This window comes from Persephonella sp. (genome assembly GCF_027023985.1).
Classification (GTDB): Bacteria; Aquificota; Aquificia; order Aquificales; family Hydrogenothermaceae; genus Persephonella_A.
In genome coordinates, this window is sequence record NZ_JALVTW010000005.1 from 1 (window position 1) to 13078 (window position 13078).

10 protein-coding genes and 4 tRNA genes are annotated in these 13078 nt (G+C 36.9%); 4 read left to right on the forward strand and 10 right to left on the reverse strand.

Features of this window, described 5'->3' with window-relative positions; genetic code table 11:
- The first annotated feature begins 122 nt into the window (after positions 1–122).
- Together MVE07_RS00820 and MVE07_RS00825 are read left to right on the forward strand one after the other, a co-directional pair.
- Complete coding sequence (locus tag MVE07_RS00820; RefSeq protein ID WP_297452837.1) at positions 123–278, forward strand: hypothetical protein; 156 nt, start codon at positions 123–125, stop codon at positions 276–278.
- Between the two features lie 42 nt (positions 279–320).
- Positions 321–455 (forward strand): hypothetical protein, encoded by a 135-nt coding sequence (locus MVE07_RS00825; protein WP_297452839.1) that lies wholly within the window; start codon positions 321–323, stop codon positions 453–455.
- A 1476-nt stretch (positions 456–1931) separates the two neighbouring features.
- Here the strand turns inward: MVE07_RS00825 and MVE07_RS00830 are convergent.
- The 4 genes from MVE07_RS00830 to ppa form a co-directional block, all read right to left on the reverse strand.
- Positions 1932–2008 (reverse strand) — tRNA-Met (locus MVE07_RS00830).
- A gap of 48 nt (positions 2009–2056) precedes the next feature.
- Positions 2057–2133, reverse strand: a tRNA-Arg gene (locus tag MVE07_RS00835).
- 46 nt (positions 2134–2179) lie between these two features.
- Positions 2180–2252: transfer RNA gene (locus tag MVE07_RS00840), tRNA-Pro, on the reverse strand.
- A 39-nt stretch (positions 2253–2291) separates the two neighbouring features.
- Entirely contained in the window at positions 2292–2819 is a 528-nt protein-coding gene (gene ppa, locus MVE07_RS00845) for an inorganic diphosphatase (protein ID WP_297452842.1), read from the reverse strand.
- Positions 2820–2911: 92 nt separating this feature from the next.
- On the opposite strand from ppa, the gene MVE07_RS00850 reads away from it, so the two are divergent.
- Positions 2912–3523: a SagB/ThcOx family dehydrogenase gene (locus MVE07_RS00850; RefSeq protein ID WP_297452844.1), complete on the forward strand. Its 612-nt coding sequence runs from the start codon at positions 2912–2914 to the stop codon at positions 3521–3523.
- Here MVE07_RS00850 and katG read toward each other — a convergent pair.
- From katG to MVE07_RS00875, 5 genes are all read right to left on the reverse strand, one after another.
- Positions 3513–5645 (reverse strand): catalase/peroxidase HPI, encoded by a 2133-nt coding sequence (katG, locus tag MVE07_RS00855; RefSeq protein WP_297452845.1) that lies wholly within the window; start codon positions 5643–5645, stop codon positions 3513–3515. The genes MVE07_RS00850 and katG overlap by 11 nt on opposite strands.
- 179 nt (positions 5646–5824) lie before the next feature.
- Positions 5825–5900: transfer RNA gene (locus tag MVE07_RS00860), tRNA-Asn, on the reverse strand.
- A gap of 43 nt (positions 5901–5943) precedes the next feature.
- A complete protein-coding gene (valS, locus tag MVE07_RS00865) occupies positions 5944–9219 on the reverse strand; it encodes a valine--tRNA ligase (RefSeq protein WP_297452847.1) in 3276 nt (1091 codons plus the stop codon).
- Between the two features lie 66 nt (positions 9220–9285).
- Positions 9286–9840 carry a hypothetical protein gene (locus MVE07_RS00870; RefSeq protein WP_297452848.1) on the reverse strand — a complete coding sequence of 185 codons (555 nt, stop codon included), beginning with the start codon at positions 9838–9840 and terminating at the stop codon, positions 9286–9288.
- Positions 9837–11039 (reverse strand): argininosuccinate synthase, encoded by a 1203-nt coding sequence (locus MVE07_RS00875; protein ID WP_029523303.1) that lies wholly within the window; start codon positions 11037–11039, stop codon positions 9837–9839. Before MVE07_RS00875 ends, MVE07_RS00870 begins: the two co-directional genes overlap by 4 nt.
- A gap of 61 nt (positions 11040–11100) precedes the next feature.
- Between MVE07_RS00875 and MVE07_RS00880 the strand changes: the two genes are divergently transcribed.
- A complete protein-coding gene (locus MVE07_RS00880; protein WP_297452851.1) occupies positions 11101–12141 on the forward strand; it encodes a tetratricopeptide repeat protein in 1041 nt (346 codons plus the stop codon).
- Here the strand turns inward: MVE07_RS00880 and murA are convergent.
- On the reverse strand, positions 12136–13078 hold a 943-nt coding region (gene murA / locus MVE07_RS00885; RefSeq protein ID WP_297452853.1), incomplete at its 5' end, for a UDP-N-acetylglucosamine 1-carboxyvinyltransferase. The two genes, MVE07_RS00880 and murA, sit on opposite strands and share 6 nt — an antisense overlap.

Sequence of the window (13078 nt, forward strand, 5' to 3'; positions counted from 1 at the left end):
GACAAATTCTGTCTTACAGCTTTTTATAGCCTTCGTTCAGTATGTTTTGCCTCTAATTGTAGGAACCCTTTGGATTTATTCTTTGCTGCTATTTATCAAATACAAAAAGGAGGGAATTTAAGATGAGATTCTCAGATGTAAGACTTTATGAGAAATGGATTAGAAAGCTTGAAAATGGGAAAACAAAAGAGGTTATAGATGAGCTAAAAACTCTTGCTGAAATCAGGAAAAAGAGAAAAGAAGAAAACAAAAAATACAAACTGACATCAGGCAAATGAAAAATTCCGTTTTATATATAAAAGCCTTGTTAGAGGGGTAATATGAAAACGGTTGAGAAAGATAAAGTAGTAGAAAAAATAGCAGTTATCTCTCTAAAGTATTTGAAAGAACTTGAGAAAAGAGGCATTATAAAAATCAAAATAGAAAAAGGAGTAGTAAGGGTAGTCAAAGCATGAAAGCAGTTATATACGCAAGATACAGTTCTAAAAATCAGGACAAAAAGTCTATCAAAGACCAGGTTATTCTCTGTCAGATAGAGGCAGAAAAACAGAACGATGAGGTTGTTGCTGTTTTCTTTGATGAGGCTAAAAGCGGTCTTTCAGATGATAGAGAAGCTTATCAGCAAATGCTTGAGTATGTAAAAAAGCACAGGATAAAGAAAATATATACATACCACACAAGCAGGATTTCAAGAGATACAGCAGAAATAAAGCTAAGAGTAAGGGAGCTTAAATATATCTATGGGGTAAACATTATATTCGTTTCACAGGGAATATCTACTGAGCAGGAAAATATAGAGTTATTATTATCTGCAAACGGTATAGCTGATGAACAATATGTAGAAAGCATTAGAAAAAACACATGGAGAGGTTTATATGGCAGATTGCAGCAGGGAAAGGCTGTATTTGCTCCTAAGTTTGGATACAAACTAAAGGACGGAGAACTCTACATAGACGAAAAAGAAGCAGAAATAGTCAAAGAGATATTTGAATTATACATATCAGGAAAAGGTTTTAAAGAGATAGCAAGAATACTAAACCAACGAGGTATTCCTTCTCCACGGGGAGCTAAATGGTCTTTAACAGCTGTAAGGGAAATAATCACAAATGAAATATACAAAGGCGTAATAGTTTGGAACAAATACCAGTATCGTAAGATACCAGGATTTTCCAAAAGGAAGAAAATACCTAACCCACCAGAGCAGTGGATAAGGATTGAAAGACCAGATTTACAGATAGTTCCTGTGGAAATCTGGGAAGAGGCTAACAGAAAAAGAGTATCAAGACAGCGACAGGACAACAGCAAAAACAGAGTAGGATACACTACCCTTTTAGGCGGATTTATCAAATGCCAGTGTGGAAGTAATCTAATAAAACATTCTAAGGTTTCATTCAAATGCAGACAGGCTTTAGTAGGAGCCTGCGATATAACAGCAAGTTTCAGAGAAGATATGTTGAATACCCTTGTTATACACGCTATAAAACAGCATTTAATAGAAAATAGAGAATTGTTTAAAGAAGAACTGGAGCATCAGCTAAAAGCCTTATATTCTAAGCAAAAAACAAAATCAGATATAGAAAAAGAAATTGAAACCTTAAACAAAAAACTCCAGAGCTTCCTGGAGATATTTGAGGAAAATCCAAGCAAAACCATAGCCAAAAAGATACAGGAATACGAAGAGCAGATAAGACTTTTAGAGCTGGAACTTAAATCTTTTGAAGAAATAGAATGTGTAGAAATTGACGATGGGGTAATAGATATACTCCTTGAGCAGATAGACAATGTCCTAAGTATGGATGTATCTCAGGCAAGGGAAATAATAAAAAATGTACTTGAAGAAGTCAGAATAGAAAAAGATAAAATAGAAGGCTTTTACTGGATTGAGTATAGATTTAAGAACCCGTTTAGAACCTACGACCGTAAAATCAATATGGTTGCGGGGGAGGGATTTGAACCCTCGACCTCCGGGTTATGAGCCCGGCGAGCTACCAGGCTGCTCCACCCCGCGCCAATGGGATTAATATTATAGTCAAATTTTTAAAATATTCAACCTAAATGGTGGGCCCGGCAGGATTCGAACCTGCGACCTACGGATTAGAAGTCCGTTGCTCTATCCAGCTGAGCTACGGGCCCGTAGCCACTAAAAACCTATTCATTTTCCAAAATGGGAAAAAATAAGTCGGAGTGGCAGGACTTGAACCTGCGACCCCGTGCTCCCAAGGCACGTGCTCTGCCACCTGAGCTACACTCCGAAAGACAGGAGAATAATATAATAAATCTTTAGGACGTTGTCAAGACTTTTTTAACCTTTCTATAGATTTTTTGATATCTTCCATTGCAGTTTTAGAATCTTTGAAAGACTTTACTTTAACCCATTTCCCTGGTTCAAGCTCTTTGTAATGCTCAAAGAAGTGTTTAATTTTATCAAGGGTGGCCTGTGGCAAATCATTAACTTCTTTTATATCGTCAAATGTTTTATCTAATTTTGAAACGGGAACTGCTATTATTTTTGTATCTATCCCTTCCTCATCTTCCATTTCAAGCATTCCTATAGGTCTGCTTCTGATAACACTTCCTGGAGCAACAGGCTGAGATGATATCACCAAAACATCTGTTGGGTCTCCGTCCTCTGCCAGTGTATTTGGAATAAATCCGTAATTAAATGGATAATACATTGCAGTATAAAGGAATCTATCAACAAAAACAGCACCGCTTTCTTTATCTACTTCATACTTAATGCTACTTCCCTGTGGAATTTCTACAACTACATAGATATCTTCAGGAGGATTTTTTCCTGCAGGTATTTTAGATAAATCCATTTCCCAACCTCGCTTTTTTCTTTAATTATAACAGATTTGTCCTTGCTTAAACTATATATTGGAAATAGTTTTTATTCAAAAAGGGAGTTATAATGAAAATTATTCAACTGCCCGAACCTGTTTTGGACAGTAATTTTTCCATTGAAAATGCTCTGCTTAAAAGAAAATCCATCAGAGAGTTCTTAAAAACTCCATTTACATTAAAAGATATCTCACAACTTTTATGGGCTGCTCAGGGAGTTACCCATTCTGAAGGGTTTAGAACAGCTCCTTCAGCAGGTACTCTGTATCCTCTTGAAATTTATGTGGTTGCAGGGAATGTCATAGACCTTGAGTCCGGAATATATAAATACAATCCTTTTAGCCATGAAATATTAAAAATAAAAGCAGGAAATTTCAGAGAAGAGCTATTCCAGGCAGCACTTGGTCAAGAATGGGTGAAAAATGGTGCTGTATGTTTTGTAATAACGGGGGTTTACAGTAGAATTACAAGGAAATATGGAAATAGAGGGATAAGATATGTTGATATGGAAGCAGGACATGCTGCCCAAAATCTATTATTACAAGCAACTGCATTAGATATTGGATGTGTTCCTGTAGGTGCTTTTTATGACAATCTTGTTAGAGAAATCCTCGGTATAGGAACCGAGGAATTTCCCTTATATCTTATCCCTGCGGGAAGATACAAGTCTGTTAATTTTTAAACTTTAAATCAAATCTATCAAGATTCATAACCTTATCCCATGCTTTTACGAAATCTGATATAAACTTCTCCTTATCTGATGCATAGACTTCAGCTACGGCACGAAGTTCGTTGTGATGGCCTATTATCAGGTCAACCCTTGTAGCTTTCCATTCTTGCTTACCTGACTTTCTGTCATAGCCTTCAAAAAGGTAATGATTTTTATCTACAGGCTTCCACTCTGTATCCATATCAAGAAGATTAACAAAGTAATCATTTGTTAAAGTACCAGCTTTATCTGTCAATACACCAGTGTCGTCAAATCTATAAACAGCTCCTAAAACTCTCAATCCTCCTATTAAAACCACCATCTCTGGCACTGTTAAAGTAAGCAGATTAGCTTTATCAACTAAAAGTTCCTCAGCTTTTGCTTTTGAAGGGTCTTTTATATAGTTTATAAATCCATCTGCAAATGGCTCAATGGCTTTGTAAAATTCTTCTTCTATATCTTCTTGCCTTGCATCCACTCTTCCTGGCACAAAAGGAACAGTTATTTTAAATCCAGCTTCTTCAGCAGCTTTTTCTGTTGCAGCACTGCCTCCAAGGACTATCAAGTCGGCGATAGACACCTTTTTCTTATCAGTATCAAACTCATTTTTTATCTTTTCATAAACGGATAATACTTTTGTAAGTCTTTCTAAATGGTTTACTTCCCAATCTTTAAAAGGAGATAAGCGAATCCTTCCGCCATTTGCTCCACCTCTTCTGTCAGAATCTCTATATGTGGAAGCAGAAGCCCATGCTGTATAGACAAGTTCAGGAATCTCTAAACCTGAGGATAGAATTTTTTCTTTCAAGACTTTTATATCGTTTTCTTCTATCAGTTCGTAATCTCTTTCAGGCAATGGGTCTTGCCATATATATGTTTCTTCTGGAACTTCTGGGCCAAAATAACAGCTTTTTGGGCCCATATCTCTATGGGTTAGCTTATACCATGCCAGTGCAAAAGCTTTTTCAAACTCTTCCGGATGTTCAAGAAAATACCTTGATATTTTTTCATATTCAGGGTCAAACCTTAGTGCAAGGTCAGATGTCAACATCATAGGTTTGTGCTTTTTGTAAGGGTCATGGGCGTCTGGGAGCATTTCCGGTGCATCTTTTGCGACCCACTGATATTTTCCTGCAGGACTTTTTGTAAGCTCCCATTCATACTCAAATAAAAACTTTAAGAAATAAATACCCCATCTGGTAGGAGTTAACGACCAGACTATTTCAAATCCTGAGGTAAATGTGTCAGGCCCTTTTCCTGTTTTATAGTCGTATTTCCATCCAAGCCCTTGTTGCTCAACAGGTGCAGCATCTGGAGGAGGACCTAAATACTTATCAGGGCCTGCACCGTGGCATTTTCCAAATGCGTGTCCTCCTGCAATAAGTGCAACAGTCTCTTCATCATTCATTCCCATTCTTCCAAAAGCCTCTCTTATCTGTTTTGCTGAGGCTAAAGGGTCTGGATTTCCCTCTGGACCTTCAGGATTCACATAAATAAGACCCATCTCTGTGGCTGCATATGGTTTTTCAAGTTTACCATCTTTATATCTTTCTTTTCCTGAAAGCATTTCATGTTCAGGACCCCAGTCTACAGATTCATCAGGTTCCCAGATATCTTCCCGTCCACCTGCAAAACCAACAGTTTTAACTCCCATAGATTCGAGGGCAACATTTCCTGCAAGTATAATCAGGTCAGCCCATGATAGTTGTTTACCGTACTTTTTCTTTATAGGCCATAAAAGCCTCAACGCCTTATCCAGATTTATATTATCCGGCCAGTCTATTCTTAGTGGAAATCTTATAGCACCTGACCTTGCTCCACCTCTACCGTCAAAAACTCTGTAGCTTCCTGCACTATGCCACGCCAATCTTATAAAAAGAGGTCCGTAATGTCCAAAATCTGCAGGCCACCAGTCCTGAGATGTGGTCATTAGTTTTTCTAAATCTTTTTTTAACTGGAAGTAATTAAGCTGATTAAACTCTTTTACATAGTTAAAACCTTCTCCATAAGGATTTGATGTTGAACAGTTTTGCCTCAAAGGCCTTAGATTTAATCTTTCTGGAAACCAGTCTGTAATCCATCTTTTCTTATCCATTTTGCTACCCTCCTAAAATTTTAGTCTATATCAATAATAGTAATTATTATTAATTAGAAAAGCAAGACAAAAAGGAGGATATTTACGCAAAGTAGAATTTAAACGGTTTTTTATAGGCAATACTATTGGATATTCAGAGATTAAATGGATTATGGAAATTCTGAATAAATAAGGAAAAATGGCTCCCGAGGAGGGATTCGAACCCCCGACCCGGCGGTTAACAGCCGCCTGCTCTGCCAGCTGAGCTACTCGGGAACGCTGGATGGATTAAATAATATATCAATACAGGTGCCTAATGTCAAGAGGTTTGAACCTCTTTTAGACTTTCAATGATTTTCTGGACTTTTTCTGCTTTTTCTTTTAGCTCCTGATAAAGCTGTTTTTCTTTCTCAACAACATGTTGTGGCGCTTTTTTCAGGAAGTTCTCATTGGAAAGTTTTTTCTCTGAGATTGATATAGATTTTTGTATATCCTGTAATATTTTCTCCTGTCTTTTTATCTCTTTTTCCACATCTATTGTGCCAGCAATATCTATATATGCTTCTCCTATCTTTGATACAGCTACTACCGTATTTGCCGGACGTTGAATATCTGTTGATACCTGAAGGTTTTCTATTTTTGCCAGAAGTTTTAATGCCGGTTCCATAGAGGAAATTAATTTTTCAAACTCTTCTGTTTTAGGCTTAATGTAAACATCGAGTCTTCTGGATGGTTCAATTCCAAAATCTGCCCTGACATTTCTGATAGAGACAATCATCTCTTTTAGAGATTCAACAAGCTGTTTTTCTTTCTCAAATTTAAGTTCTTCGTCTACTTCTGGATATGGTGCCACAGGCAGATATTCTGCTTCTTTAAATGGTAGTTGTTGCCATATTTCCTCTGTAATAAATGGCATTATCGGGTGGAGCATCTTCATAGATTTGTCCAGAATATAAACAAGTGTTGATAGTGCTGCTGATTTTTCCTCGTCTGAACCTTTATAAACCCTTTCCTTAGAAAACTCCAGATACCAGTCACAGTATTCATGCCAGAAAAAGTCATAAAGCAGATTTGCATAATCGTTGTATCTGTATTCATTTATATATTTCTGGGCTTTTTCTATTGTTTCCTGAAGTAAAGAAAGTATCCATTTATCCTCATAAGAGAGCTTGAGGGATTTAACATCCTGATACACAAGATTTTTGTTGTTTTCCATATTTGTAAGAACATATTTTGAGGCATTCCATATTTTGTTGGCAAAATGTTTATAACCTTCAATTCTTTTTTCAGAAAGTCTTATATCTCTACCTTGTGCTGCCAGTGCTGCCAGTGTAAATCTCAGGGAATCTGCCCCGTATTTTTCAACCATATCCAGTGGGTCTATAACATTGCCCTTGGTTTTGGACATTTTTTCTCCTTTTTCATCTCTAACAAGGGCGTGGATATAAACATCTGAGAATGGTTTTTCTTTCATAAAATGCATTCCCATCATTATCATTCTGGCAACCCAGAAAAAGATAATATCAAAGCCTGTTACCAGCAATGATGTTGGGTAGAATTTTTCAAGGTCTGGTGTGTCCTCAGGCCAGCCTAATGTTCCAAAAGGCCACAGTGCAGAAGAGAACCATGTATCAAGGACATCTTCTTCCTGTTTTAAATTTCTGCTTCCGCATTTGCGGCAGGAAAGGTCAATGAAGTATCTATTTTCAAGAATAAAATCTTCTATTATGCTGTATTTGCCGTTATTTTCTGTAAAGAAAATTCTTCCGTTTTTGCAGTTTCCGTAAGCATGGTCGTAAAGCCAGCTTTTTAATCTTTCTTTATCCTCTAAGATATCTTCTTTTCTAATTCCGTTTAAAACTATGTTGTAGATGTATTTAATCTCATCCTTATGTTCCTGATAGGCGTTATATACATCATTTTCATCAAATGTTTTTCCTATATATCCATTTACGTATAGGTAGAAAACTGCATGGGGAACAAAGCCTATTTTCTCTTTATCTGGAGTATTTTCAGGATTCATAACAGGGATTTTTTTGTATGTCTTTTCAAGGAATTCCTTAAGGGCTTCTTCTGTTTTAAGCTCAGGTATTTCTGTGTTAAATACAAATTTTTCATAAAATTCTAAGTTTGTTTTGTCCGGCTGGTTAAAGTTTTTGCCGTATAGATAGTTTTTAACTTCTTCAAATGAGAAAATCTGGCTAATTCTTGTATCTCCATACATATTAAAGATTACTTTTTCAGGAATAGACTCAAAAAGTTCATCTGAAAAGACATTTACCTCTCCACATTCCTGACAATACCATACGGGAATTCTGTGTCCCCACCATATCTGTCTGGATATACACCAGTCCCTAATCTCATACATCCAGTTAAGGTATGTTTTTGTCCAGTTTTCAGGGATAAATTTGATATCCCCACCTTCAACAACTTTAATGGCAGCTTTGGCAAGTTCTCTTGTGTTTACAAACCACTGGACAGAAAGATATGGTTCAACTACTGCACCTGAACGCTGGGAATGGCCTACGTTGTGTATAATATCTTCAACTTTTTCCAGTAATCCAAGATTTTCAAGGTCTTTAACTATCTGCTTTCTTGCTTCATATCTATCAAGACCTTTGTATTTACCTGCATTTTCATTCATTACGGCAGCTTCATCCATGACAATGACCATAGGCAGATTATGTCTCTGGCCTACTTCAAAGTCGTTAGGGTCATGGGCAGGGGTTATTTTTACGGCACCTGTTCCGTATTCAGGGTCTACATAATCATCTGCTATTATAGGAATCAGATTTGAAACTTCTTTGCCATCCCATGTTGTTCTTTTTTCAGGTGCTAAGGGAAGTTTAACCTTTTTGCCTATCAGGTGTTTATATCTCTCATCCTCAGGATGAACTGCAACTGCTGTGTCACCAAGCATTGTTTCAGGTCTTGTGGTTGCAACGACGATATATTCTCCAGTTTCCTGTCCATTTTCATCAACAACAGGGTATTTTATATACCAGAGATTTCCTTTCTCTTCTTCATACTCAACTTCAAGGTCTGATATGGCCGTTCTGTCTTTTGGGTCCCAGTTTACGATATAAGGAGCTTTAAAAATAAGACCTTCTTTGTAAAGCTTTGAAAAAGCTTCTCTAACTGCCCTTGCAAAGCCTTCATCGAGGGTAAATCTCTGTCTTGTCCAATCGCATGAGGCACCAATCTTTTCTATCTGTTTCTTAATTGTGTCCCTTGCAACAGGAACCCATTCCCAAACCTTTTCTATAAATTTTTCCCTTCCTAAATCAAATTTGTTTATTCCTTTCTCTTCAAGCTGTCTTGTTACTACCCACTGGGTTGCTATTCCTGCATGGTCAAATCCAGGAAGCCAGAGTGTGTTATACCCTTTCATCCTTTTGTATCTGACTGATATATCCTGAAGTGTCATATTTAATGCATGTCCTATATGAAGTGAACCTGTAACGTTTGGTGGAGGCATCACCACTACAAAAGGCTCTTTATCACTTTCTATATCAGGTGTAAATAAAGCTGATTTAAGCCATTCTCCATACCATTTTTCCTCTATTTCTGCCGGATTATACTCACCGAGTGACATGGGATTCCTCCATTTTTGTTTTAAACCTAATTATTATAGCCTATAGGTGTGAAAAATCAGAAAAGGTTATAAATCCTCAAGAAATCTTTGTAGATACTGCTGGCGAAGTTCATTAAACATATCAAGGAGATTTGATATCTGTCTGTTTTCTTCCCTGTATTCCTTCAGCAGATAGGCATATTTTTCAAAATTACTACTGATATCCCTGAATATATCCATATGCCCCATTAAAACCTGTGAAGGTTCCTGATATGGACTTAGTTTTTCAAACTCCTGTTGCAGAACTTCGCCAAAATTTATATTTAGATACATATATGCGTTGTAATAATTGAGTTTTCCTGCATTTATATAATCCTGCTCTTTAAGAGGTCTGTTAGCCCGATTAATCCACTCTGTAAACAGACCAACAAGTAAAAGGGCAACATCACCTTTTGTTTTGTAAACTCTGAAAGGGGTGCTTTCCACAACATCTATAAGATAAAGGGGAAGCCCTCTGTAGTAGAGGGCTAAAACCTGAGATATATAGTTTAAGATTTCATCTGCAACAGCGATATTCTTTTCTGAGGATACCTTTTTTAATGCATCCCTGAACGTTTTATAAAGTAAATCTTCTCCTTTCATTTCCTCCTGTTTGCTCTTGCAAATACTTTTAGAGGTAATCCCCAGACCTTTGTAAAGTATTCACCTGCTTTGTGGTCAAATTCATCTTCAGGGCTGTATGTTGCCAATTTTTCAAAGTAAAGCCCGTTTGGAGATTTTCTTCCAACTATTTGGGCATTTCCTTTATACAATTTAAACCTGACTACGCCGTTTACAAGCTGTGCTATTTCTGAGGTGAATGCATCTAACGCTTCTCTAAGTTTTGAAAACCACAGTCCGTTGTAAACAAGGTCTGCATAAGGCTGTGCTACATGGGTAAGTTTGTAGTGGTATGTAAATCTATCTAAAACAAGGCTTTCTATTTCATCATAGGCTTTTATCAGAATAAGCCCTGCAGGAGATTCATAAACTTCCCTTGATTTTATTCCAACAAGTCTGTTTTCAACCATATCTATTCTGCCAACGCCGTGTTTACCTGCAATCTCATTTAAGTCCCAGATTAACTGCCACAGCTGGTCATATTTTTTGCCGTTTATAGCCACAGGCACTCCTTTTTCAAATTCTATCTCTATATATTCTGGAGTATCAGGTGCATTTTGGGGATTAACTGTGATTTCGAATGCATCTTCAGGTGGTTCCTGCCATATATCCTCAAGGGGTCCGGCTTCTATTGCCACACCCCACAGGTTTCTGTCATAGGAGTATGGTTTTTCCTTTGTTGCCCGGACAGGAATTCCATGTTTTTTAGCATATTCTATCTCTTCATCCCTTGATTTAAATTCCCAGTCCCTTACAGGTGCAAGAACTTCTATATCCGGGTCAAGTGCCCATACTGATGTCTCAAATCTAACCTGGTCATTTCCTTTTCCTGTGGAACCGTGTGCTACATAATGGGCATCATATTTGTGTGCCAGTTCAACAAGTTTTTTTGATATAAGAGGCCTTGATAATGCTGAAAGCAATGTGTATCTATTTTCATATAAAGCTCCACTTCTCATAAGGGGAAGGCAGTATTCCCTTGCAAACTCTTCCTTAATATCATCTACAATTGCTTCAACAGCTCCTGAAGCTTTTGCCTTTTCCGGAATTTCGTCAAGTTCTTCTCCCTGACCAACATCTGCAGTATAGGTGATTACCTCAAATCCTTTATCTGTAAGCCATCTAACAATAACAGAAGTATCAAGTCCTCCTGAATAGGCTAAAATTACTCTCTTTTTCAAGGATTTACCTCCAGATTTAGTTAGAATTTAATTATATCAAAAACGGCATATAATTAATGGTATGGTTGAGGATATTATCAAAGTTTTGGAAAAAGGGGATATAAGCACTGCCTTAAAAGAAGTTAGAGAGAAGCCCTTTCCTGAAAATCTCCTTGCCGAAGGAATTATTTACTACCACACCGGAAATATAGAAAAAGCAAAACAATTACTTCAAAAATATATAGATTCAGGGAGAGAAGATCCTGAGGCTTACTATTATCTGGGAAATATTTTCATTGAGGAGAAAAATTTTAAAAAGGCAATAAACTATCTAAAAAAAGCTATAAAAATTAAAGAAAAACCTGAGTATTTTAATGATTTAGGATTTGCATTTTTTAGCCTGGGAGATTACGAGAATGCAATAAAAAATTACAATAAAGCACTTAAGTTAGACCCTGACAATCCTGTTTTTTATTACAACAGAGCCCTTGCATACAGGAAATCAGGTAATCTGGAAAAAGCCATAAAAAACTATAATCGGGCAATTGCACTTAATCCTGATGACCCTGATTATTATTACAATCTGGGTATTGTTTACAGGCTAACAGGAAACCCTGAAAAAGCGATATCAAGCTACCAGAAGGCAATAAAACTTAATCCTGAAAATGAGAACTACTGGAACAATCTGGGAAATGCTTATTACGATATAGGAGAATATCAGAAAGCTATAGAAGCTTATAAAAAAGCAGTTGAGATAAATCCTTCATATTTTCTTGGCTGGCAAAATCTGGCAAATACATATCTGGATATAGGAGATTATGAAAATGCTATAAAAGCTTTTAAAAAGGCTCTAAAGTTATACAAATACTGTGCAGACTGTTATATGGACATGGGAATTGCATATAAAGAACTTGGAGAATATGAAAAAGCATTAAAGGCTTATGATAAAGCAGTTGAAATAGACAAATCCCTTAAAGCAACGGCGATTTACAACAAAGCCTGCCTTTTTGCTTCAAAAGGTGAAAATCAAAAGGCAAAAGAGTATTTAGAAAAGGCTTTTGAGCTGGATTCATCCTTGAAGGAGTTTGCAAAAGAAGATAAAGATGTTAAACATCTTTTATAATTCCTGAATTCCCCGTGAAACTCTGGCACCTAATTTACTGAGTTTATAATCTATATTTTCATATCCCCTGTCCAGATGGTATATATCGTATATCCTTGTTGTTCCTTCTGCTATCAGACCGGCTATTACCATTGCTGCACTTGCCCTCAGGTCTGTTGCTTTGACCTCTGCCCCTGATAGTTTTTCAACGCCTTTTATAATGGCAGTTTTTTCTTTTATTTCTATATCTGCCCCTAATCTTTTAAGCTCCGGCACATGCATAAATCTATTTTCAAATATATTTTCTGTTACTGTGGAAGTTCCTTTTACAACGGATAAAAGGGTCATAAATTGTGCCTGCAGGTCTGTTGGGAAGTATGGGTATTCTTTTGTTTCTATATCTACAGGTCTAAGGCTATTTTCTGGTTTGAATATAAACTGAGCTTCCCCAATTTTTACAGGGGTTATTCCTATCTGTTTTAGTATCTGATGAACAAATTTTAGATATTCTTCAGGGTATTTATCAATTATAATTTGACCATCAAATAATGCAGATAAAACTGCAAATGTTCCTGCTTCAATTCTGTCTGGAATTATGCTGTGTGTGGTTCCTGAAAGTTTTTTGACACCTTTTACATAAATGGTGTCTGTCCCTTCTCCTTTTATATCCGCACCCATTTTTTTCAGCATTACTGCAAGGTCCACCACCTCTGGTTCTTTTGCAGCATTTTTTATAATCGTTTCCCCTTCTGCCAGAGCAGCTGCCATCAGGATATTTTCTGTTCCTGTAACTGTGATTTTTTCAAAGTTTATCTCTGCTCCTTTTAGGCCATAAGGGGCTTCTGCGTATATATATCCATGTTCAACCTTGATTTTGGCACCCATTTTTTTAAGGGCTTTCAGATGAAGGTCAACAGGTCTTGTGCCTATTGAACAACCTCCGGGAAGGGCTACTTTT

Bases quoted from the DNA above. Each gene is read 5' to 3' on its own strand.
- MVE07_RS00820 (WP_297452837.1), top strand. From the start codon at position 123: ATGAGATTCTCAGATGTAAGACTTTATGAGAAATGGATTAGAAAGCTT.
- MVE07_RS00825 (WP_297452839.1), top strand. From the start codon at position 321: ATGAAAACGGTTGAGAAAGATAAAGTAGTAGAAAAAATAGCAGTTATC.
- ppa (WP_297452842.1), bottom strand. From the start codon at position 2,819: ATGGATTTATCTAAAATACCTGCAGGAAAAAATCCTCCTGAAGATATC.
- MVE07_RS00850 (WP_297452844.1), top strand. From the start codon at position 2,912: ATGAAAATTATTCAACTGCCCGAACCTGTTTTGGACAGTAATTTTTCC.
- katG (WP_297452845.1), bottom strand. From the start codon at position 5,645: ATGGATAAGAAAAGATGGATTACAGACTGGTTTCCAGAAAGATTAAAT.
- valS (WP_297452847.1), bottom strand. From the start codon at position 9,219: ATGTCACTCGGTGAGTATAATCCGGCAGAAATAGAGGAAAAATGGTAT.
- MVE07_RS00870 (WP_297452848.1), bottom strand. From the start codon at position 9,840: ATGAAAGGAGAAGATTTACTTTATAAAACGTTCAGGGATGCATTAAAA.
- MVE07_RS00880 (WP_297452851.1), top strand. From the start codon at position 11,101: ATGGTTGAGGATATTATCAAAGTTTTGGAAAAAGGGGATATAAGCACT.